Below are 20186 nucleotides of genomic sequence, written 5' to 3' on the forward strand. Positions count from 1 at the left end.
ACCGGTCCATCAAGTCAAGCGAGGCGCTCGCAGGCGCCTGGGTTCAAAACCGCGTCTGCACGCCAACGCGGGCGATGAACTGGTTAGGACCGCTCGACGTACCGTTGGGGTCGAGCACGCCGCTGATCAGCGCCTGAGCCCCGGCGTTCGTGCGCTGATACACGGTCTCCACATACACGACCGTCCGTTTGGACAGGAAGTGATCGACGATGGCCGTGATCTGGTGCGCGTGATTGTTGTCGAGATACGCGTTGCCCTTCATGTACATGTAGTCGGCGGCAATCGCCCAGTCTGGCGCGAGCAGCCAGTTCGCGCCGGCCTCGGCCTGGGCAATGGCGCCGCCGTTGAAGGTGTTGCGCACGGTCGTCACCAGCAGCGTCGCCATGACCTTGCCGAAGTCGTAGTGCGCGCCCACGCCCCAGTTGCGAATGCCGACATCGGGTTCGCCGGTCTCCACATATTTGGCTTCCGTGTACGCGGCCGCCATGCCGAACGCGCCGTTGGTGTAATTCGCGCCGGCACTGACTGTATTGCCGCGTCCGAATGCGCCCGGAATGCCACCAAAGCCGTACAGGCCGCCGAAGCTGAATCCGGCAAACTTCGGCGATTGATACTTGACCGAGCTCTCGACCGTGGCGCCGGCCATGCGGTCCCAGTCGAACTGCTGCGCGAAGGGCGGGTTGCCGGGAATCGCGATCTTCGCAAACGGGCCCGCGCGGAAATTGTAGAGGCCCCCGACTTCCATCGCTGCGTCGTCGTGGCCGAAAAACAGCGAATCGGTCATGAAGTCGTATTGATTGCCCAACGTGAGCCTGCCGTACTGGTCGCTGTCGAGGCCAACGTACGCGTTGCGCCCGAAGATCCCTTGACCCGAGATGATCGAACCGGTTCCCATCGAAAATTGATCGACGAGATCGAACACCGCGTGCAAGCCGCCGCCCAGATCTTCGCGCCCGCGTATCCCAAGCAGGTTCGGCGTGAAAATGCCGTCGTCGAACTTCACCACCGAGTGGCCGCCCTGGTTGCTGACCCACGACACGCCCGCGTCCACCATGCCGTACAGCAACACGCTGTCGCCCGCCGGGCCGCCTTCCGCATGTGCCTGGGCGCAAGCCATCACCGATACCGCCGTGCACCACAGTGCGAGGCTCTTCATTGACGTCTCCTTTACCTTGATCTCTTTGTCGGCATTCTTTTATTACGGATGCCTTATTAATTGAAATAATCGTCGAACTTCGGGAAGCCGTAACGGCGCCGGGGCGCCGTCACTGCAACATCAGTCGGATTGCAGTGCGACCGGAGCCGACCGGCGTGCCAGCGCGCGCGGTGCGGTTTCGATCAAGAACATCGAAACGAAGATGCCGCAAATGAGCCCGCCGAGCGCGAACTGCAGCGTGAACTGAATGCCGTCGTGCTGCGCGACATAACCGGCAATGGCCGGCGCGATGCCGCCGCCAAAAATCTCGCCGGCACCCGAAGTAATGCCGATGGCCGAGGCGACGAGACCCGCCGGCGCCGCTTCAGTCGCGATCGGCCCGGTGAGGACGCCCAGCATGCCAAGCGCGAAGAACGAAACGACGAACAGGACGGCAAAGAGCATCCACGGATTCGCGCCGATGCGGGCGAACACATACAGCGAAATCGCCGCGCCCGCGAACGACGCGACCGAGGTCAGCCGCCGCCCCGCAACGTCGGAGAGACTGGCAAGGCCGAACTCGCCGAGAAAGCCGCCGAAGCCGATCGCCGACACGACAAAGCCCATCTGCGCGGTGTCGAGATGCAGATAGTCCACGAGATAGTTGGGCACCATCGCGCCGATCACGAAGATGCCCGCCATCGCGCACAGCGTGGCCAGCATGGCTAGCACGACATTGCGGCTGGCGAAGAGCGCGCTCCAGCGCGGGCCGCCCGTTGCGTGCGCAACCGCCGCGTGCACCGGCTTGATTTGCGGCGCGTCACGCAACATCGTCGCGATCAGCACGGCCACGATGAGGCCCGGCACCGCGGAAACCGCGAACACCCAGTGCCACGACGGCACGACGCGCAGCAACTGCGTCGCGATGATCGGCGCGAGGCCGAGGCCCATCAGCGCGAACATGCTGAGCTGCAGCCCCTGGTTGCGCCCGCGGCGCGACGGATGCGAGGCCTCGCCCACGGAGGCCACGCTGGTGGGCGTGAATGCGCCCTCCGCGACGCCCATCAGCGCGCGAATGAGCAGCAGGCTTGCGAAGCCGGTCGCGAAACCCGAGAAGCTGGAGAGCAGCGAGAACATCACCATCGCCGCGATCATGATCTTGCGCCGGCCGATGCGGTCGGACAGGCGGCCCATGAGGATCGAGAACACGCCCCACGCAATGCTGAGAATGCCGATCAACTGGCCGAGCTGCTGGTAGCTCAGGTTGAGGTCTTTCTTCATGTGGGGAAAGAGCGGCGCGATCATCCAGCGATCGAGCCCGACCAGACCGAAGCCGATGGCGAGCAGGACCAGCGTCCTGCGTTCGTTTTTCAGATCGTGTGGTTCGTGCGGATGATGTGATTGGGCCTGCCTCGTCACGTTTGTCTCCTTGGTTGTCTTGCGTGTTCGTATTACGAACTCCGCTTCGTTTATCGAACTTCGAGCGAGATCGTAGGAAACCTGACCTAGTGATGTCAATCAAAGAAGACCCTCGTTGTACACAATTTCTCTTTACTTTCCGCTTACTTTTCCACGTTTACCCTGTATTTCGCGACAGTTGTATTGAATAGATCGATTCGCTGTATACAATCTGTACACATCGTGGTGCAGTCTCTGGCCGCTCCTCCATTCGCTTTTCACCACTTCCTTACGCATGAACGGCATCGACGACACCCCCGCCAGCACGCGCGCCGGCTCCGCCGCTTCGCAAACCGTCAAGGCCCAGCTCGGGCTGCGAGAACTGATACTCGGCGGCGAACTCGCGCCGGGCGAGCGCATTTCCGAACTGGCCGTGGTCGAGCGCCTTGGCGTCTCGCGCACGCCGGTGCGCGCGGCGCTCATGCGCCTGCAGGAAGAAGGGCTGCTCGAACCGATTCCGAGCGGCGGCTATGCCGTACGCTCGTTTTCGGAAAATGAAATACGCGACTCGATCGAACTGCGCGGCACGCTCGAAGGGCTGGCTGCGCGCCTTGCCGCCGAGCGCGGCATCACCCATTCGATGTTCCGCGACCTGCACGACTGCATCGACGAGATCGACGAACTGCTCGTGGGCGAGTTGAGCGAAGAAACCTTCTCCCGCTATGTCGAAGCGAATGGCCGCTTTCACCGGCTGCTGGCCGCGGCTTCCGACAGCGAAGTGGTGGCGCGGCAGATCGAGAAAGTCGCCACCTTGCCGTTTGCATCCGCCAGCGCGTTCGTCGTCGTGCAGTCGCTCGACCCGCGTGCGCGCGAAACGCTGATCGTCGCGCAAGCCCAGCATCGCGCCGTGCTCGAAGCGATCGAAAGCCGTGAAGGCGCGCGCGCCGAAGCGCTGATGCGCGAGCATTCGCATATCGCCCATCAAAACCTCAAGCGCGTGCTCGACAACCAGCGCGCCATGACGAGGCTGATTGGCGGCAACCTCATTCGCCGCAATCCGCGCTAGTGGCGCGCGGTATACACGCTCGCTAAACGGCTTGATTCGAACGGCGGCATGCGTGCCGCCCCTCACCCTGAACGAAGGCGCAGCCAGGCGCCCTGGAGGAGACATATGTTCCTGAAAAACGCATGGTATGTCGCATGCACCCCCGATGAAATCGACGGCAAGCCGCTGGGGCGGCAAATCTGCGGCGAGCGCATGGTGTTCTGGCGCACGGCCGAAGGCGGCGTCGCCGCGCTCGAAGACTTCTGCCCGCATCGCGGCGCGCCGCTCTCGCTCGGCAGCGTACGCGAGGGGCACTTGGTGTGCGGCTATCACGGCCTCACCGTGGGCGCCAGCGGCAAATGCGTGAGCATGCCGTGCCAGCGCGTGGGCGGCATTCCGTCCGTGCGCAGCTATCCCGCGGTCGAGCGCTACGGTTTCATTTGGGTATGGCCCGGCGATGCGGCGCAAGCCGACCCGGCGAAGATCCATCACCTCGACTGGGCCGACAATCCCGCGTGGGCGTATGGCGGCGGCCTGTATCACATCCAGTGCGACTATCGCCTGATGGTCGACAACCTCATGGACCTCACGCACGAGACCTACGTGCACGCCTCGAGCATCGGCCAGCCCGAGATCGAGGAAGCACCGCCCAAGACCACGGTCAACGGCGACGTGGTCACCACCAGCCGCTACATGCAGAACATCATGCCGCCGCCGTTCTGGGCCGCAGCGCTGCGCGGCAACGGCCTCGCCGACAACGTGCCCTGCGACCGCTGGCAAATTTGCCACTTCTCGCCGCCCAGCCACGTGATGATCGAAGTGGGCGTGGCGCACGCAGGCAAAGGCGGATATGACGCCGATACGCGCGACAAGGCATCGAGCATCGTCGTCGACTTCATTACGCCGGAAACCGAAACGTCGATCTGGTACTTCTGGGGCATGGCGCGCAGCTTCGCCGTGCACGATCACGCGCTCACCGAAACGATCCGCACGGGCCAGGGCAAGATCTTCTCGGAGGATCTCGAGATGCTCGAATCGCAGCAGCGCAATCTGCTCACGTGGCCCGAACGCCGCATTCTGAGCCTCAACATCGACGCCGGCGGCGTGCAGTCGCGCCGCGTGCTCGACCGGCTGATCGCGGCAGAACGCAACGCAACGGCCACTGCTGCAGCGGACTGATTCGACCAAAGCCACGGTCGCGCGGGCACGCGCGGCCGCTCTCCTTCCCTTGCCCCAACGCATCATGAAAGTCACCCTTCTGCGCAAGATTCCCGTCGCCACCGACATCTGCGAGTTCGAACTGGCGAGCACCGATGGCGCACCGCTTCCGGCATTCGCGGCGGGCGCGCACATCGACGTCCATGTGGATGGATTCGTGCGCCAGTACTCGCTTTGCAACCGCCCCTCCGATCACGGCGCCTACCGCATCGGCGTGTTGCGCGACCCGGCTTCGCGCGGCGGCTCCGTTGCGATGCACGCGCTCGACGCCGGTACGAACCTGGAAATCAGCATCCCGAAGAATCATTTCCCGCTGGACGAACAAGCCACGCATACCATCCTGCTCGCGGGCGGCATCGGCATCACGCCGCTCATCGCCATGGCCGAGCAGTTGCGTGAGGAAGGCCGCCCGTTCGAACTGCACTACTGCACGCGCGACCCACAGCGCGCCGCCTTTCGCGAGCGTCTTGCCGAAGCGGGTTTTGCCGAGCACACGCACTTCTATTTCGACAGCGAAGGCGCCGATGCACGCATCGACCTCGCGCGCGTGCTTGGCGCTCCGCACGACGGTAAGCACGCCTACGTATGTGGCCCTGCGGGCTTCATCGACGCCGTGCTCGCAGCCGCAACCAGCGCGGGGTGGCCCGCGCAGAACGTGCACCGCGAGTACTTCGGCGCGGCCCAAGCAGGCGCGAGCGCGAACGCGGACACGAACGGCGCCTTCCAGGTCACCCTCGCGAGCTGCCAGCGCGTGATCGACATCCCGGCCGGCACGACCATCGTCGAAGCGTTGCGCGCGGGCGGCGTCGAGGTGCCGGTCTCATGCGAGCAAGGCGTATGCGGCACCTGCATCACGCGCGTGCTGTCCGGCGAGCCGGACCATCGCGATCTCTACCTGACCGACGAGGAGCGCGCCGCCAACGACCAGCTGCTGCCGTGCTGCTCGCGCTCGCGCTCGCCCATGCTCGTGCTCGACCTCTGATACGGCGCGGCGGCGCCCATCAGGATTCGCGCGCTCGCTTCACCGCGAGCAGCGCGGCGAGCGCCGCCACCACCGTAACCGGGACGCTTGCGCCTATCACCGTCGTGGCGCTCGCGCCGCCCGCCAGCAACTGCCCTGCCGCGAGCGGACCGACGATCGACCCTACGCGGCCCACCGCCACTGCCGCGCCCACGCCGGTGCCGCGCATGACGGTCGCGTAGCTCGCCGCGGAAAGCGCATAGAGCATCGACTGCGCGCCCACCACGCCCATGCCCGCGAGCAGCACCGACACCGAGATCCAGAACAGGTTGCCCGCGCCCGCGAGCATGAAAAGCGAAATCGCGATGCCGGCATAGACAGCCGCGACGACTCGCCCGGGCCTGACGCGGTCCATCAGCATGCCGATGCCGAGCACGCCGATCACGCTGCCCACGTTGAAGAAGATCTGCGTGAGGCCGGCCTGGCTGCGCGAGAGGCCCCGGCTCACGATCAGCGAGGGCAGCCAGTTGAGCAGGAAGTACAGCACGATGAGCGTGCAGAAAAAGCTGATCCAGATCTGTGCGGTCACCGCGGCGCGGCCGTCGCCGAACAGCACGCGCCACGTGGGCGGCGGGCCGCTCTGCGTGGACTGCGCGCGGCTCGAGGCCGCTTCATAGGCCGCGGATTCGGGCAGGCAGGCGAGGATCAGCGGCGCGACCACGAGCGGTCCGACGCCGCCCGCATAGAAGATATGCCGCCATTCGGTGTCGCCCGCACTGAGGACGCCGATCAGCGCCGCGAGCGCGCCGCCGAGCGGCATGCCGCAATACATGATGCTGACCGCCGTATTGCGCAGCCGCGGCGCCACGGCTTCGGCCGAGAGCGCGATCAGGTTCGGCATGGCGCCGCCAAGGCCGACGCCGGTCAAGACGCGCGCCACCAGCAGCGTGGCAAAGCTCCACACATGGGCGGTGAAGATCGAGAACACGCCGAACGCCACCATCGAGAGCAGCAGCACGCGCTTGCGCCCGATGCGGTCGGCGAGGCGTCCGCCGATCATCGCCCCGGGCAGGAGCCCGAGCATGCCCGCACTGAACGCGAGCCCCATCTGGCTCACCGAAAGACCGAACTCGCGCGCCATGCGCGGCGCGGCCACGCCCGTCGACTGAAGATCGACGCCCTCCAGCACCGCCACGATCAGACACAAACCCAACACCCATGCGGTGCCCGCCGCCGTGCGCGCGCTCACCTGCGTAGTCGATGACGACACGTTGCCTCCTCGTTTTGTAATGGAATGTCGCGGCCTTTCACCGCACCGTCACTAGTTAGTTAACCTAACCTACGTGCTAAAAAAATTTCATGCATGGGGCAGCGGAGTGCGGCAGCCCGCTTCGATGAGCCGCAGCCGGTGATCGAACGCCATGAGCGGGTAAGCGAAGAAGTAGTGCGCCGTGACGCGCTTTTCGGCATAGAACGGATCGTCGGCCGAGGCATCCATCGCGATGCGCAGCGTGCGCGCCCAGGCGAATGCAAGCAGCAGCCAGCCGATAAGCGCGAGATAGTCGTCGGCCACGCGGTAGGGCAACTCGCGATCGTCTGCGCTGCCCTGCCTGATTTCGCCCGTGATGCGCTGCACGTCCGCCACCAACGCATCGAGCCGTGCGCCTGCACGGTGAAGCGCAGGATCGTGGGAAGCGATACAGCGTGTGGCGTCCGCTGTGACATGCGCAAGCAACGCGCGCACCGTCTGCTCCACGCCGTATTCGTGGATATAGCCGTAGCCGCCGAACACCTGCAGCGCACTCGATGCCGCCGCAAAGCCATTGGCGGTGAAGAACGCCTTGGCGACAGGCGTGAGCAGCGAGGCGAGCTGCCCCGCCGCCTGGCGCTCGTTCGCATCGGGGTGGCGCGCGGCCACGTCGAGCCAGTAACCGATCCAGTAGCCGATGGCCCGCTGGCCCTCCACCGTCGCGCGCAAGTCGAGCAGGATGCGCCGCATGGCCGGATGAAACGCGATCGGCGCGGCCTGCGCCGGCTCGCCCTCGTATTGCGCAGGCGCACTCACGGCGCGCATTTGCACGCGTTCGTGCGCGTAGGCGTGCGCGCGCTGCCAGGCAAGCTGCGCGTGGCCCACACCCTGCATCGCCACCTGCAGGCGCGCCGCGTTCATCATGACGAACATCGAAGCGAGGCCGCGATGCGGCTCGCCCACCAGCCAGCCCAGCGCGTGCTCGAAACGCATCGAACACGTCGGGCTCGCCTTGAGGCCCATCTTCTTTTCGATGCCCTCGCAATGCACGCCGTTGCGCACGCGCTCGCCGGTCTCGCCGAAGGTCCATTTCGGCACCACGAAGAGCGAGAGGCCCTTCGTGCCCGCCGGCGCATCGGGCAGACGCGCGAGCACGAGGTGCACGATGTTGTCGGTCAGATCGTGCTCGCCGCCCGTGATGAAGATCTTGCTGCCGTCGATGCGCCAGGCGCCGTGCGCCGCGTCGGGCGTCGCTCGCGCGCGCAGCAGCGCGAGATCGCTGCCCGCCTGCGGCTCGGTCAGGCACATCGTGGCAAGCCACTCGCCACTCGCGATCTTCGGCAGCCAGTCGCGCTTCAGCGCATCACTGCCGTGCGCCATCAGACACGCCGTCGCCCCATGCGTGAGGCCGGGCGACATCAGCCATGCGTGGTTGGCCGCCGCGAGCATTTCCTGCAGTGCGACTTCGAGCAGTTGCGGCAGGCCCTGGCCGCCCGCGTCGGCGTCGAGCGCGAGCGTCGGCCAGCCTGCCGCGACGAAATCCGCATACGCCTCGCGAAAGCCCGTGGGCATCGAGACCTCGCCGCCCTCGAAGCGGCACCCTTCGAGGTCGCCCGCCGGATTCAGCGGCGCGACGCGTTCCATCACGAAACGTGCGGCTTCTTCGAGCACCTGCTGCGCCGTCGCGCTGTCGAGGTCCGCCCATGCGGGAACGCTGCGCCACCATGCGGGTGCTTCGATCCATTCGTCGATCACGAAGCGCATGTCGCACAGCGGGACCTGATAGTCGAGACTCATCGTGACCGTTCCTCAAACGTGCTGCAGATGACGAGCGAAAATCACGCGCGTTTGCGTGCCCCGCGCGGCGTACAACGCGTCTACGAGCGCCGCGCGCTGGCTCAGCACGACGCGCTGATTGATCGACCCTTTATCCGTGATCTCGCCCAGATCGAGCGACGGCGGCGCGTCCATCAGGTGCAGTCGCGTGACGAGGGTCGCGCTGCCCGTCGCCTCGCGGTTCAGCCGCTCCATCAGGTCAGCAAAGAAGTCGCGCACGGCGCTCGCGTCGAGAACGTCGCGCGCGGGCGCACTCGCATCGAGCCCCGCGAGCCGGCGGCATTCGTCGAGGCGCGGAAAGATCAGCACGCCGATGTCGTCGCGGTCCATGCCCGCGATCACCGCGTCCTGCACGTAAGGTGCGCCGCCCGAGACGATGCGCGCGCGCATGGGCCCCACGCTCACGAACGTGCCGGAGCTGAGCTTGAAATCCTCAGCAATGCGTCCGTCGAACAGCAGGCCGAGTTCGGGCCGCCCGGCATCGACGAAGCGCACGGCGTCGCCGGTGCGGTAGTAGCCCTCTTCGTCGAACACGTCGTGACGGTCCGCCTCGTGCGCGCGCCAGTAGCCGCCCATCACGTTCGGGCCGCGAAAGCGCGCTTCGAGCTTGCCGTCCACGGGTACGAGACGCGTCTCGCAGCCCGGCGCGGGCAGGCCGATATAGCCCGCGCCCATCACCGGGCCGGTCGTGAAGAGGCACGACGGCGCGGTCTCGGTCATACCAAGGCCCGCCATGATGCGGATGCGCTCGCCGCAATGGGCCTGCGTCACGCGTTCGAGCCGGTCCCACGCCGCCTGCGAGAGCCCCGCGCCCGCGAAGAAATACATCTTCACGCGCGAGAAAAACGTCTCGCGCAGCTGCGCGTCGGTTTCGAGCGCGGCAGTCAGTTCTTCCCAACCCTTCGGGACGTTGAAGTAGAGCGTGGGGGCGATTTCGCGCAAATTGCGCAGCGTCTCTTCGAAGCGGCCGGCCACGGGTTTGCCGTCGTCGATATAGAGCGTGCCGCCGTTGTAGAGCGCGATACCCACGTTGTGGCTGCCGCCGAAGGTGTGATTCCACGGCAGCCAGTCCACCAGCACCGGCGGCTCGATGCCGAACTGCGGGAACGTCTGCAGCAGCATCTGCTGATTGCTGCACAGCATGCGATGCGTGGTGGGCACGGCCTTCGGCAGGCGCGTCGAGCCGGAGGTGAAGAGGAACTTCGCGATGGTGTCGCCGCTCACGCGCGTCTGCGCGGCTTCGAAGCTGCCCGCCTGCGTCTCGAGCAACGTCGAAAACGGCGTCTCGCGGCGGCCGCCGCCAGCCGGCGTCACGACCACGCGCTCGATATCGGCGGGCACCGCGGCGTCGAGCGCCGCGGCAAAAGCGGGGCCGTCCGCCGCGAATACGAGGCCGGGATTGAGCAGACCCAGCGTGTGCCGCAGCTTGTTGTAATCGCTGGAGACGAGCGAATAAGCGGGAGAAATGGGCGCATAGGGCACGCCGGCCCATAGCGCGCCGAACGCCATCTGCAGATGTTCGAGATCGTTGCCCGAAAGCAGCGCGACCGGGCGCTCCGCCGACAAGCCTCGCTCGATCAAGGCTTGCCCGATCGCACGGGCGCGTTCGAGCATCTGCGCGTAGCTGATGCCCTGCCATTGGCCGTCGGCGCCGCGGCGCGCCACGAGCCAGCGCTCCGGATGCTCGCGCGCGCCGCTCACGAGCCGGTCGGTCACGCGTTCGGGGAAGTCGTCGAGCGCCTCGCTCGAGCGCAAATACCAGCAGTCGCCGCGCCGTTCGATCTGCGGCGCGGCCGAGCCGATCGCGACGGCGCGATAACCGGCGAAGTCCGGTTGCACGACGGCGCGAGCATGCGTTTGGGTCGGCTCCGAATCCAAAGCCTGTCTCCTTTGCTTGACCGGTGCCAGGCTGCGCGGTGGATCGGCGCAGACGGCCCGGTGGTTCATGTCGTGATGCGCGCGTTCAGATCGGATAGTGGCGCGGGCCGGTCTGCACGGTAATCCAGCGCAGGTCCGTGAATTCGGCGATCGAAGCCTTGCTGCCGAAGCGGCCATAGCCGCTCGCCTTCACGCCGCCGAACGGCATTTGCGCTTCGTCGTGCACCGTCGGCCCGTTGATGTGGCAGATGCCCGATTCGATGCGCTTCGCCACGTTCATGGCGCGCGCGATATCGCGGCTGAACACCGCCGCCGAAAGCCCGTACTCGCTGTCGTTGGCGACCTTCACCGCTTCTTCGTCGCTGTCCACACGCTGTACCGTCACCACGGGGCCGAACGATTCGTCGGCGTAGAGCTTCATCTCGCGCGTGACGTTTTCGACGATCACAGGCTGCATGATCGCGCCGTTCACCTCGCAGCCCAGCGGCAGTTTCGCACCCTTCTCGCGCGCGTCTTCCACGAGCGCGAGTATGCGTCGCGCCGATGCTTCGCTCTCCAGAGTCCCCAGCACCGAGCCCGGCTGCGTGGGGTCGCCGGCCTTCAGCGTGCGTGCCTTCGCAACGAGCTTGTCGACGAACGCATCGGCAATCTTGCGGTCGACGATCACGCGTTCGGTCGACATGCAGATCTGCCCTTGATTGAAGAACGCGCCGAACGCTATGCCTTCCACTGCCGCGTCGAGATCGGCATCGTCGAGCACGAGCACGGGCGCCTTGCCGCCCAGTTCGAGCAGTGCGGGCTTCAAATGCCGAGCAGAAAGTTCGGCGACGATGCGCCCCACGCGCGTCGAGCCCGTGAAGTTCACGCGTTTGACGGCGGGATTGGCGATCAGGCGCTCGACAATGGCCGGCGCATCTTCCGGTGCATGCGTGAGCACGTTGACGACGCCCTCGCCCAGCCCCGCCTCGTTAAGCACTTCGCCGATCAGCGCATGTACGCCGGGACACCCTTCGGATGCCTTCAGGACCACTGTATTGCCGCACGCGAGCGGCATGGCGAGCGCACGCGTGGCGAGAATCACCGGTGCGTTCCAGGGCGCCATGCCGAGCACCACGCCGCACGGCTGGCGCACGGCCATCGCGAGGCTGCCGGGCACGTCGGATGGGATCACCGCGCCGTCGATCTGCGTGGTCATGGCGGCCGCTTCGCGCAGCATGTTGGCGGCGAGCATCACATTGAAACCGTACCAGTTCGCCATTGCGCCCGTTTCCGCCGCGCCGATGGCGATGAAGTCCGCCGTGCGCGCATCCATGCGCTCGGCGGCGGCCAGCAGGCGCTTGCGGCGCTCCGTGGGCGTGAGCGCGGCCCAGGCCGGGAAGGCGTGCGCGGCGGCGGCAACGGCCGCGTCCGCATCTTCCACCGTGGCGGCGGCGGCGCGCGTGGCCACCGCGCGCGTGGCCGGATCGATGCGCTCGAAGGTCTTGCCGTTCGACGCACGGCGCTTCTCGCCGCCGATCAGAAGCCGGGTTTCATGCATGTCGTTGTCTCCTCTGTCTGGTGCGCCGCTATCGATTAGCGCTTGTATGCCTGCAGGCCCGGCTTGATGCTCTTGTCGTCGAGGAACTGCTTGAGGCCCTGCTCGCGGCCGCCTTCCTTGTCGCGATGGTTGGCCTGGTCCAGCTTCGCGTAGAGATAGTCCTCGTTCTGCTCCCACGTCAGTTCACGCGAACGCTTGAAGCCGTGCTTCGCGTTGCGCAGCACGACCGGGTTCTTGTCGAGCAGTTTCGCGGCAAGCGCGAGCACTTCCTCGCGCAGCTGCGCGAGCGGCACGCTCTTGTTGACGAGGCCCATTTTCGCGGCCTGCTGGCCCGTGAACGTATCGCCCGTCATGATGTAGTAAAGCGCCTCGCGGTGGCCCACCGTATCTGCCATCGCCTTGCTCACGAGGTTGCCCGGTGGAATGCCCCAGTTGATTTCCGAAAGACCGAACGTGGCTTCGTCCGCAGCAATCGCGAGGTCGCACGCCACGAGCGGCGAGAAGCCGCCACCGAAACACCAGCCGTTCACCATCGCGATGGTCGGCTTCGAATACATGCGCAGCAGCTGCCATTGCCAGCGGCTCGCGTCGCGGCGAATGCGCTCCTGCAGCACGTCGGGGCCCGCATCGACCTCGCGGAAGTATTCCTTCAGGTCCATGCCGGCCGTCCATGCCGAGCCTTCGCCGGTCAGCACGAGCACTTGCGCCTCGGCGTCGAGCTCGAGCGTTTCGAGGACGTCGATCATCTCCTTGTTGAGCGTCGGGCTCATGGCGTTGCGCTTTTCCGGCCGGTTGAACGTCACCCAGCCGATGCCGCCCTCGACCGCAACCTTGACCGTTTTCCAGCGACCTTCGTAACTCATTCTCTCTCTCCGTAGACACTGCCGCACTCGCGGCTTGAAATCAATTTACTATCAGGCTCCCTGATATGTAAAGTAGAATATGATCTCGTCGGTACAAACCCGTAAAACGCGATGAACCAGAAAACTTCACCCACTGCGCCGCGCGCCCGAATCGCGCAGCCAGCCGCCGAGGGCAGCCCGCACGCCGTGCCGCCCATGCGCCTGAGCTACCTGATCGGCCAGCTCGACCGCGTCGTGTCGCGCCGCCTGACCGAAGCGCTCGCGCGCCACGGGCTCACGCTGCCGCAGTACACCGCGCTTTCCGTGCTGCGTGCGCGCGGCCGCTCGTCCAATGCGCAACTCGCCGAGCGCTCGTTCATCACGCCGCAGGCCGCCAACGAAGTCGTGAAGACGATGGAGGCGAACGGCTGGGTCATGCGTGAAGCCGACCCGATGAACCGCCGCGTGGTGCTGCTTTCGCTCACGGAAGCCGGCAACGCGCTGCTGGGCGAATGCGACGCCGCCGCCGACCACGTCGAAGGCGCAATGCTCGACGATATGGACACCGAAACAGCGGAAAAACTCCACGCGCTGCTGCATGCCTGCGTGCGCAATCTGCGCGCTGCTTAAGCGCTCGTGCGGCGAGTGACAATAAGGAGGAGACGCCTTTGAACATCGACCAGCTCGTTGCGATCGACACGCACGTCCACGCCGAAGTGTCGTGCTGCCAGCCGCCCGACCTCTTCGCGAAGGAGTTCGACGACGCCGCCGACAAGTATTTTGGCACCGTATTGAAGCAAGGCCGCCGCCCGACGATTCCGGAAACGATCGAGCACTACCGCGAGCGCAACATCGGTTTCGTGATGTTCACGGTGGATTGCGAGGCGAATATCGGGCGTCGCCGCATCGACAACGAAGAGATCGCCGACTTCGCGCAGCGGAACGCCGACATCATGATCGCGTTCGCCAGCATCGACCCGCACAAGGGCGAGTTCGGCGCGCGCGAGGCGCGGCGGCTGATCGAGGCGCATGGCGTGCGCGGCTTCAAGTTTCATCCCACCATGCAGGGCTTTTTCGCCAACGACCGGCTGGCTTACCCGCTCTACGAAGTGATTGCCGAATATGGCCTGCCCGCGGTGTTTCATAGCGGCCACTCGGGCATGGGTTCGGGCATGCGCGGCGGCGGCGGGTTGCGTCTGAAGTACTCGGAGCCGATCTATCTCGACGACGTGGCCGCCGATTTCCCCGACATGAAGATCGTGATCGCGCATCCCTCCTGGCCGTGGCAGGAGCAGGCGCTTTCCATCGCGCTGCACAAGCCCAACGTGTATATCGACCTGTCGGGCTGGTCGCCGAAATACTTCTCGCCGGAACTGGTGAAGTACGCGAATACGCTGTTGCGCGAGCGAGTGCTGTTCGCTTCCGACTTTCCCTTGATCCGTCCGGATCGCTGGCTCGCGGATTTCGATACGCTCGACATCAAGCCGGAAGTGCGCCCGTTGATCCTCAAGGAGAATGCGGTACGGCTGCTGGATCTCGGCGCGAAAACCTGAAGAAAGCGGCGCGCCCGGCGAGACACGGCCACGGTATTCGATACGCTGCGCCCATGCAATTTACATCAAGCGGAGCACGATTCTATGGAGAAGCGCTTGCAGGTCGCGTCGCGTGTCGATCACGAGGTGAATAAAAACGGTGTCGTCGCGGACCTGATAGATGATCCGGTTCTTGCCCGAAAACATCTGTCGAAAAGTGTCGTCGACAAAGCCATCGAGTTCGGCAGGCGCATGGCCGCTCTCCGGGAACTCGCGGGTCTGCGCAATGGTGTCCTGGAGTTGAGCCGACGTCTGACGCCAGGTCTCCCATCCGGATGCGCGGACGATGTAGCTTCTCAGCTCATCGATACCGATCCGCGCGGTCGGCAGGACGCGGTACGTCAGCAGCGGGGCCTGCACTAGCGAAGCGTTTCCGCGTGATGATGAGCGGCTCCCCTGAATCGGTCAGATCCTTGACGATTTGCGCGGCTTCACTCTTGAGGTAGCTGATTGGCTTCACGTGATCGGCGAGAATTATCGGTCCGATTGCACGCACCACCTTTTAGGGCCGGAAGAAACGGGCGCCCCCCACAGCGTATCCGCTAACGGGCGACGATGATCGTCATCTCGGATTCGTACTTGATCCGCACGTGGCTATGGTGCTTGAGGGACTGCATCACTTCGATCAGATCCGGGCGGCTGACCCGAATGGAACGGGCCGTGCCGGACTTGTCGACGACGGTCAGGAGGTTGAGCTTGCGGTCGACGCCGGTGACCTGCGCCACGCCGCTGAAGACCCGGAGTACCTGGAAGTTTTCCTGGTCGGCGCCGGAGGAGTGCTGGGTCACCTTTGCCGTGTGGGTCAGGCGCGTCACCGCCGCGCCCTCGGCCGGCGTCAATCCGGTGACGTACGGCTCCATGTAGTGGGTCGTCAGCTTGTCGCCGACCCGGATGACCTTAAGCACATCGGGGTGATCTTTCACATTGAAGCTCAGGTCGTCGTGACCCGGCACGGTCACGACGATGAGTGCATTCTTCTGATCGATCAAACTGATGGTGCCGCTTTCCGTGTCGACGGAGGCCCCGGCTGGCATGGCCTCCGAGGCAGCAGAGGCGTCCTCGTCAGCCGCGCGGCACAGGGGTACCGAGGCCGCAAAGAAGCCGCATGCTGCGACTGAGAGCGCCAGGCAGCGCGCGAACGCAATGCGCGTATTCGATCGGTAGAGCATGGTAGTCCCCTTGAAACGATCAGGTGCCACGCTTGCTGCGCCGGTCCGGGACCATGGCGTGTGTTCTCGGAGCCTAACACTGCAGGACGCCCCGACCATCGGACTTTGGTCCTATAGGGTCGAGGCTCCCTACCGTGCGAAGGCCGCCGCACAGCTTCCCGGCGCCTGCCCCGGCACCGGCGAGCGGAACGTGAACAGGCCGCCCGCCAGCGGCTGCTTCTCGCGCTCGGCTGCCGTGAGCCCCTTCCACGCGGTGGAAACGTACACGGTCTGCAGATCGTCCCCGCCGAACGCGAGTTTCGTGATATTTGCGCACGGAAACGCGATCTGGCCGGCCAGTTCGCCTTCGGGCGAATAACGGTCGATGCGCCAGCCGCCGAACAGTGCGACCCACACGTAGCCCTCTGCGTCCACGGCCATGCCGTCCGGGTACCCGTCGCCGGCAATGGCGGTGAAGACGCGCTTGCCCGACAGCGTGCCGTCAATGGCAACATCGAACGCATACACGACGCGACGCATCGTGTCGTTGTGATAGAGCGTGCGGCCGTCCGGACTCATGGCCGGGCCGTTGGTGATCACGTAGCCGCTGTCCTGCGTGCTCACCACCGCGCCTGCGTCCACGCGATACAGCGTGCCGCTCGGCGCTTGCTCGGCGTCGTCCATCGAGCCGAACCATAGGCGCCCGCGCGCATCGGCGAAACCGTCGTTGAGGCGATTGCCCGGCAGATGCGGCTCGACATCGACCAGCTTGTCGAATTCCCCGCTCACGGCGTCGAAACGATACAGGCCGTCAGGCAGGCCGCACACGAAAGCCCGGTCGCCCAGCGGCGCGATGAAGCCGACCTGGTCGGGCGCGTACCACGTCGTGCGCTCCCCGGTCGTGACCACGAAGCGATGAATCCGGCGGCCCTTGATATCGACGAAATAGACCGCGTTTTCCGCGGCCTGCCAGAGCGGTCCCTCGGCCAGCTCCGCGCCGATCGGCCATACGCATACGGGAGCCGGCATCGTCATTCTCCGTACCATCCCGCGTCGACGAAGTAATCGCGCCCGGAGCAGCGCGAGGCGTCGTCGGATGCGAGGAACAAGGCCATGCGGGCCACGTGCTCGGGCTCGATGCGCAGCTGCAGACACTGCCCCGCGACGACTTTCGCCTCGCTCTCCGGCGTTTGCCACAGGTTCATCTGCCGCGGCGTCTTCACGGCGCCCGGGATAATGCAGTTCACGCGAATACCCGCGCCGCCCAGGTCGCGCGCGAGGCCGCGCGTCAAACCTTCGATGCCGGCCTTGGCGGTCAGGTAGATCGGCAGGTTCGGCAACGCGACGTGCCACGACACCGAACCGAAGTTCAGGATCACGCCGCGCCCCGCCTGGCGCATGCCCCGCGCCGCGGCCTGCGCGCAGAAGAACTGATGGCGCAGGTTGACGGCGATGCGCCCGTCCCAGTAACTCGCGGTCAACTCGCCAACATCATGGCGGTCGTCGTTGCCCGCGTTGTTCACGAGCACGTCGATCGGGCCCGCGGCATCGACGATCGACGCGAACACGCTTTCGATCGCGTCCACGCTGCACAGGTCGCAGCGCTTGAACAGCGGCGGATGCTTCGCACCGCGAAGCTTTTCCTGAAGAGCGAGCGAATCGTCTTCGGCCACATCGAGGAAAAACACGCGCGCGCCCTGCTGCGCGAATGCCTCCACGACCGCGGCTCCGATCCCGCTGCCGCCGCCGGTGATAACGACGGTTTTGTCCGCCAGGCTCGGATAGATTGCGTACGACATCAAATATTCCAGTGTTGACTTGTCAGAACCCAAACAGGGCGGCGAGCCGCAAATGGCTCGCCGCCCTGACCTGCCGCTTCCCTTTCGCTTACGAGACGACTTCGACGGCGCTCAGCATGCGCCAGTCGCGCGGGAGCGTGCGCGCGGCATTGCCCACCACCGTGACCGTGCCGCTCAGATGGATATCGCGGCTCGAACTGCCCACCATCAGATCGAATTTGCCCGGCTCGACGATGCGCTCACCGCGTGCGTCGGTGAAATTGAACATATCGACGGGCAGCTTCACGTTCACGCGAGTGAGCGCGCCTGCCGCGAGCGGCACACGAGCGAACGCCTTGAGTTCGCGTACCGGCCGCGCCGTCGAAGCATGCTGGTCGCGCACGTAGATCTGCACGATCTCCGTGCCGTCGCGCGAGCCGGTGTTCTCGACCGTGAAGCTCAGTTCGACGGTGCCGTCTTCGAGCGGGACTTCGTGTTGCGCCACCGCGAGATCGCCGTAACGGAACTGCGTGTAGCCGAGGCCGAAACCAAACGGATAGCGGCTGCCGAAGTGGTAGGCGATCGGCGTGCCCGCGCTCTTGAGGCGATGGTTGTACACATACGGCACCGCCCCTGCGCTCTTCGGCACGGAGAGCGGCAGACGGCCGCTGAACCCGGCGCGACCCGCCAGCAGATCGGCAAGCGCCTCGGCGCCGCGCTCGCCCGGCGCAAACGCCATGATCTGCGCGGCGATGCGATCTTCGAGGCCGCCGAGGTTGTACGGGCGGCCGCCCGTCATCACGACGACCGTAGGCGTGCCGCTCTCGACCACGGCCTCGAGCATCTGCAACTGCACGCCCGGGAGTTCCAGGCTGTCCGTATCGGAGCCTTCGCCCACCGTACCGGACTGGAACAAGCCCGCCAGATCGCCGACGAATACGACGGCCACGTCCGCTTTTCCCGCAGCATCGACCGCGTCGGGAATCGCATCGGTGTCCTTGCTGATCAGTTCGTCGCGGTTGGCGGCGGCGCTCAGGTCGAGCGACACGTCGCCCGGGAAAACCGGCGCACCCGCACGGCGGGTCTTGATGATGTCGCAACCCTTGGCATGCAGCACGCGCGACTCGCCCAGCAGCGCGCGCAGTGCGCCCAGCGGCGTGGCGATCGACGCGACAGACTGCTCGCCCGAGTTGATGAGGTGCACCGGAAAGCTGTAGCCGGCGAGCAGCGCGAGCGGGTCGTCGGCGGTCGGGCCGATCACCGCGATTGTTTGCGCGCCATTGGCGTTCAACGGCAGCACGCCGCCTTCATTGCGCAGCAGCACCGCCGATTCGAGCGCGACCTGATAAGCCGTATCGGCCGCCGCCGTGCCCTTCACATCCACGCGCTCGGCATCCACATACGGATTCTCGAACAGGCCAAGGCGGAACTTGGTGCTCAGCACGCGCGACACCGCGGTGTCGATCGTCGCTTCGGTGATCTCGCCGCGATCGAGCGCTTCTTTCAGATGGACCGCACACTCGTGCCCCGGCAACTCGACGTCGAGTCCCGAATTGAACGCGAGCGCCGCCGCCGACGCGCTGTCGTGCGCCACCGCGTGATGGCTGTAGAGCAGGTCGACGGCAGCATAGTCCGCAACGACGAGCCCCTCGAAACCCCACTTTTCGCGCAGCGTATCGTGCAGCAGCGTGCGGTCCGCATGGCAGGGCACGCCGTCGATATCGTGGTACGCCGGCATGATCGAGCCCGCGTGCGCGAGTTTGACCGCCATTTCGAACGGCAGCAGAAACACGTCGTTCAACTCGCGCGGTCCGACGTGCACGGGCGCATGATTGCGGGCGCCTTCGCTCGCGGAGTGGCCGACGAAATGCTTGAGCGTGGCGAGCACGTCGCGGCGCTCGCCTTGCAGACCGTTCACGTAGTGACACGCGAGCACGCCCACCAGATACGGATCTTCGCCGAGCGTTTCTTCGGTGCGGCCCCAGCGCGGATCGCGCGACACGTCGAGTACGGGCGCCAGGCCCTGGTGGCAGCCGATCGAGCGTGCCTGCTCGCCGATGACGCGCCCCACTTCGCCCACGAGATCCGGGTTCCACGTCGCCGCGTAGTTCAGCGGCGAGGGAAACAGCGTGGCGTCCTTGATCATCAGGCCCACGAGACATTCCTCGTGCGACATGACGGGAATACCCAGGCGCGTATCTTCGACCATCTTGCGCTGCAGTTCGTTGAGCGCGCGCACGCCCTCTTTGGGATCGACCGTGTGGGTGCCGAGCGGACGCGTGATCTGTCCAAGACCGTGTTCGAGAATCTGGTTCACCGTGAGGCTGTTGGCGCTTTGCGCGAAGTCGATACTGCGCGCCTTGTGCTCGCCGTCGGCCGAAAGCACCAGCCACGCGGCGTGAAGCTGGGCAATTTTTTCATCGAGCGTCATGCGCGCGAGCAGATCCGCCACGCGCTGCGCGGTCGGTGCGTCGGAGCGGCGGTAAAGCGGAATCTCTGTGGTGTGTTCAAGCGACATTGCTTCACTCCCTGGTATTGCACGAGACGGCGCTGATGTTTCGCCGTCCGT

The 20186-nt window shown here is 65.6% G+C and carries 17 protein-coding genes; 5 read left to right on the forward strand and 12 right to left on the reverse strand.

Features of this window, described 5'->3' with window-relative positions:
• Window positions 1-43: 43 nt before the first annotated feature.
• Together AB3X98_RS01005 and AB3X98_RS01010 are read right to left on the reverse strand one after the other, a co-directional pair.
• Complete coding sequence (locus AB3X98_RS01005) at window positions 44-1156, reverse strand: porin (RefSeq protein WP_368603210.1); 1113 nt, start codon at window positions 1154-1156, stop codon at window positions 44-46.
• 120 nt (window positions 1157-1276) lie between these two features.
• On the reverse strand, window positions 1277-2554 hold the full coding sequence (locus tag AB3X98_RS01010; protein ID WP_368603211.1) for an MFS transporter: 1278 nt from the start codon (window positions 2552-2554) through the stop codon (window positions 1277-1279).
• Window positions 2555-2828: 274 nt separating this feature from the next.
• Here AB3X98_RS01010 and AB3X98_RS01015 point away from each other — a divergent pair, with 274 nt between their 5' ends.
• The 3 genes from AB3X98_RS01015 to AB3X98_RS01025 all read left to right on the forward strand — a co-directional run bounded on the left by AB3X98_RS01015 (window position 2829) and on the right by AB3X98_RS01025 (window position 5778).
• Window positions 2829-3599 carry a GntR family transcriptional regulator gene (locus AB3X98_RS01015; protein WP_254355476.1) on the forward strand — a complete coding sequence of 257 codons (771 nt, stop codon included), beginning with the start codon at window positions 2829-2831 and terminating at the stop codon, window positions 3597-3599.
• Between the two features lie 105 nt (window positions 3600-3704).
• The gene (locus AB3X98_RS01020) at window positions 3705-4757 is read left to right on the forward strand and encodes a Rieske 2Fe-2S domain-containing protein (protein ID WP_368603212.1); all 1053 of its coding nucleotides are present in this window, start codon (window positions 3705-3707) and stop codon (window positions 4755-4757) included.
• Between the two features lie 64 nt (window positions 4758-4821).
• Window positions 4822-5778, forward strand: a complete 957-nt coding sequence (locus AB3X98_RS01025) for a 2Fe-2S iron-sulfur cluster-binding protein (protein WP_368603213.1) — start codon at window positions 4822-4824, stop codon at window positions 5776-5778.
• Window positions 5779-5797: 19 nt separating this feature from the next.
• Here the strand turns inward: AB3X98_RS01025 and mhpT are convergent, their stop codons facing one another.
• The 5 genes from mhpT to AB3X98_RS01050 all read right to left on the reverse strand — a co-directional run bounded on the left by mhpT (window position 5798) and on the right by AB3X98_RS01050 (window position 13120).
• Window positions 5798-7027 (reverse strand): 3-(3-hydroxy-phenyl)propionate transporter MhpT, encoded by a 1230-nt coding sequence (mhpT, locus tag AB3X98_RS01030; RefSeq protein WP_368603214.1) that lies wholly within the window; start codon window positions 7025-7027, stop codon window positions 5798-5800.
• Window positions 7028-7114: 87 nt separating this feature from the next.
• Window positions 7115-8803, reverse strand: coding sequence for an acyl-CoA dehydrogenase C-terminal domain-containing protein (locus AB3X98_RS01035; RefSeq protein WP_368603215.1), 1689 nt, complete (start codon window positions 8801-8803; stop codon window positions 7115-7117).
• A gap of 12 nt (window positions 8804-8815) precedes the next feature.
• Window positions 8816-10720, reverse strand: a complete 1905-nt coding sequence (locus AB3X98_RS01040; RefSeq protein WP_368603216.1) for a feruloyl-CoA synthase — start codon at window positions 10718-10720, stop codon at window positions 8816-8818.
• 85 nt (window positions 10721-10805) lie between these two features.
• A complete protein-coding gene (locus AB3X98_RS01045) occupies window positions 10806-12257 on the reverse strand; it encodes an aldehyde dehydrogenase (protein ID WP_368603217.1) in 1452 nt (483 codons plus the stop codon).
• A 35-nt stretch (window positions 12258-12292) separates the two neighbouring features.
• On the reverse strand, window positions 12293-13120 hold the full coding sequence (locus tag AB3X98_RS01050) for a p-hydroxycinnamoyl CoA hydratase/lyase (protein ID WP_069262195.1): 828 nt from the start codon (window positions 13118-13120) through the stop codon (window positions 12293-12295).
• A gap of 111 nt (window positions 13121-13231) precedes the next feature.
• On the opposite strand from AB3X98_RS01050, the gene AB3X98_RS01055 reads away from it, so the two are divergent.
• On the forward strand, window positions 13232-13729 hold the full coding sequence (locus AB3X98_RS01055) for a MarR family winged helix-turn-helix transcriptional regulator (RefSeq protein WP_069262196.1): 498 nt from the start codon (window positions 13232-13234) through the stop codon (window positions 13727-13729).
• 38 nt (window positions 13730-13767) lie between these two features.
• On the forward strand, window positions 13768-14652 hold the full coding sequence (locus AB3X98_RS01060; RefSeq protein ID WP_368603218.1) for an amidohydrolase family protein: 885 nt from the start codon (window positions 13768-13770) through the stop codon (window positions 14650-14652).
• Between the two features lie 60 nt (window positions 14653-14712).
• Here AB3X98_RS01060 and AB3X98_RS01065 read toward each other — a convergent pair whose 3' ends face one another.
• The 5 genes from AB3X98_RS01065 to AB3X98_RS01085 form a co-directional block, all read right to left on the reverse strand.
• A complete protein-coding gene (locus tag AB3X98_RS01065; RefSeq protein ID WP_368603219.1) occupies window positions 14713-15051 on the reverse strand; it encodes a type II toxin-antitoxin system RelE/ParE family toxin in 339 nt (112 codons plus the stop codon).
• A gap of 182 nt (window positions 15052-15233) precedes the next feature.
• Window positions 15234-15860 (reverse strand): hypothetical protein, encoded by a 627-nt coding sequence (locus tag AB3X98_RS01070; RefSeq protein WP_368603220.1) that lies wholly within the window; start codon window positions 15858-15860, stop codon window positions 15234-15236.
• 129 nt (window positions 15861-15989) lie between these two features.
• Window positions 15990-16874, reverse strand: coding sequence for an SMP-30/gluconolactonase/LRE family protein (locus AB3X98_RS01075; protein WP_368603221.1), 885 nt, complete (start codon window positions 16872-16874; stop codon window positions 15990-15992).
• Window positions 16871-17638 carry an SDR family NAD(P)-dependent oxidoreductase gene (locus AB3X98_RS01080; protein ID WP_368603222.1) on the reverse strand — a complete coding sequence of 256 codons (768 nt, stop codon included), beginning with the start codon at window positions 17636-17638 and terminating at the stop codon, window positions 16871-16873. The genes AB3X98_RS01075 and AB3X98_RS01080 overlap by 4 nt, the downstream gene beginning before the upstream one ends.
• Window positions 17639-17726: 88 nt before the next feature.
• On the reverse strand, window positions 17727-20135 hold the full coding sequence (locus AB3X98_RS01085) for a glycoside hydrolase family 3 N-terminal domain-containing protein (protein WP_368603223.1): 2409 nt from the start codon (window positions 20133-20135) through the stop codon (window positions 17727-17729).
• Window positions 20136-20186: the final 51 nt, after the last annotated feature.

Source organism: Paraburkholderia sp. BR14312, assembly GCF_040948675.1.
GTDB lineage: Bacteria > Pseudomonadota > Gammaproteobacteria > Burkholderiales > Burkholderiaceae > Paraburkholderia > Paraburkholderia nodosa_A.

Bases quoted from the DNA above. Each gene is read 5' to 3' on its own strand.
- AB3X98_RS01050 (WP_069262195.1), bottom strand. From the start codon at position 13,120: ATGAGTTACGAAGGTCGCTGGAAAACGGTCAAGGTTGCGGTCGAGGGC.
- AB3X98_RS01055 (WP_069262196.1), top strand. From the start codon at position 13,232: ATGAACCAGAAAACTTCACCCACTGCGCCGCGCGCCCGAATCGCGCAG.
- AB3X98_RS01070 (WP_368603220.1), bottom strand. From the start codon at position 15,860: ATGCTCTACCGATCGAATACGCGCATTGCGTTCGCGCGCTGCCTGGCG.
- AB3X98_RS01015 (WP_254355476.1), top strand. From the start codon at position 2,829: ATGAACGGCATCGACGACACCCCCGCCAGCACGCGCGCCGGCTCCGCC.
- AB3X98_RS01075 (WP_368603221.1), bottom strand. From the start codon at position 16,874: ATGACGATGCCGGCTCCCGTATGCGTATGGCCGATCGGCGCGGAGCTG.
- AB3X98_RS01020 (WP_368603212.1), top strand. From the start codon at position 3,705: ATGTTCCTGAAAAACGCATGGTATGTCGCATGCACCCCCGATGAAATC.
- AB3X98_RS01025 (WP_368603213.1), top strand. From the start codon at position 4,822: ATGAAAGTCACCCTTCTGCGCAAGATTCCCGTCGCCACCGACATCTGC.
- AB3X98_RS01045 (WP_368603217.1), bottom strand. From the start codon at position 12,257: ATGCATGAAACCCGGCTTCTGATCGGCGGCGAGAAGCGCCGTGCGTCG.
- AB3X98_RS01035 (WP_368603215.1), bottom strand. From the start codon at position 8,803: ATGAGTCTCGACTATCAGGTCCCGCTGTGCGACATGCGCTTCGTGATC.
- AB3X98_RS01005 (WP_368603210.1), bottom strand. From the start codon at position 1,156: ATGAAGAGCCTCGCACTGTGGTGCACGGCGGTATCGGTGATGGCTTGC.
- AB3X98_RS01085 (WP_368603223.1), bottom strand. From the start codon at position 20,135: ATGTCGCTTGAACACACCACAGAGATTCCGCTTTACCGCCGCTCCGAC.
- AB3X98_RS01080 (WP_368603222.1), bottom strand. From the start codon at position 17,638: ATGTCGTACGCAATCTATCCGAGCCTGGCGGACAAAACCGTCGTTATC.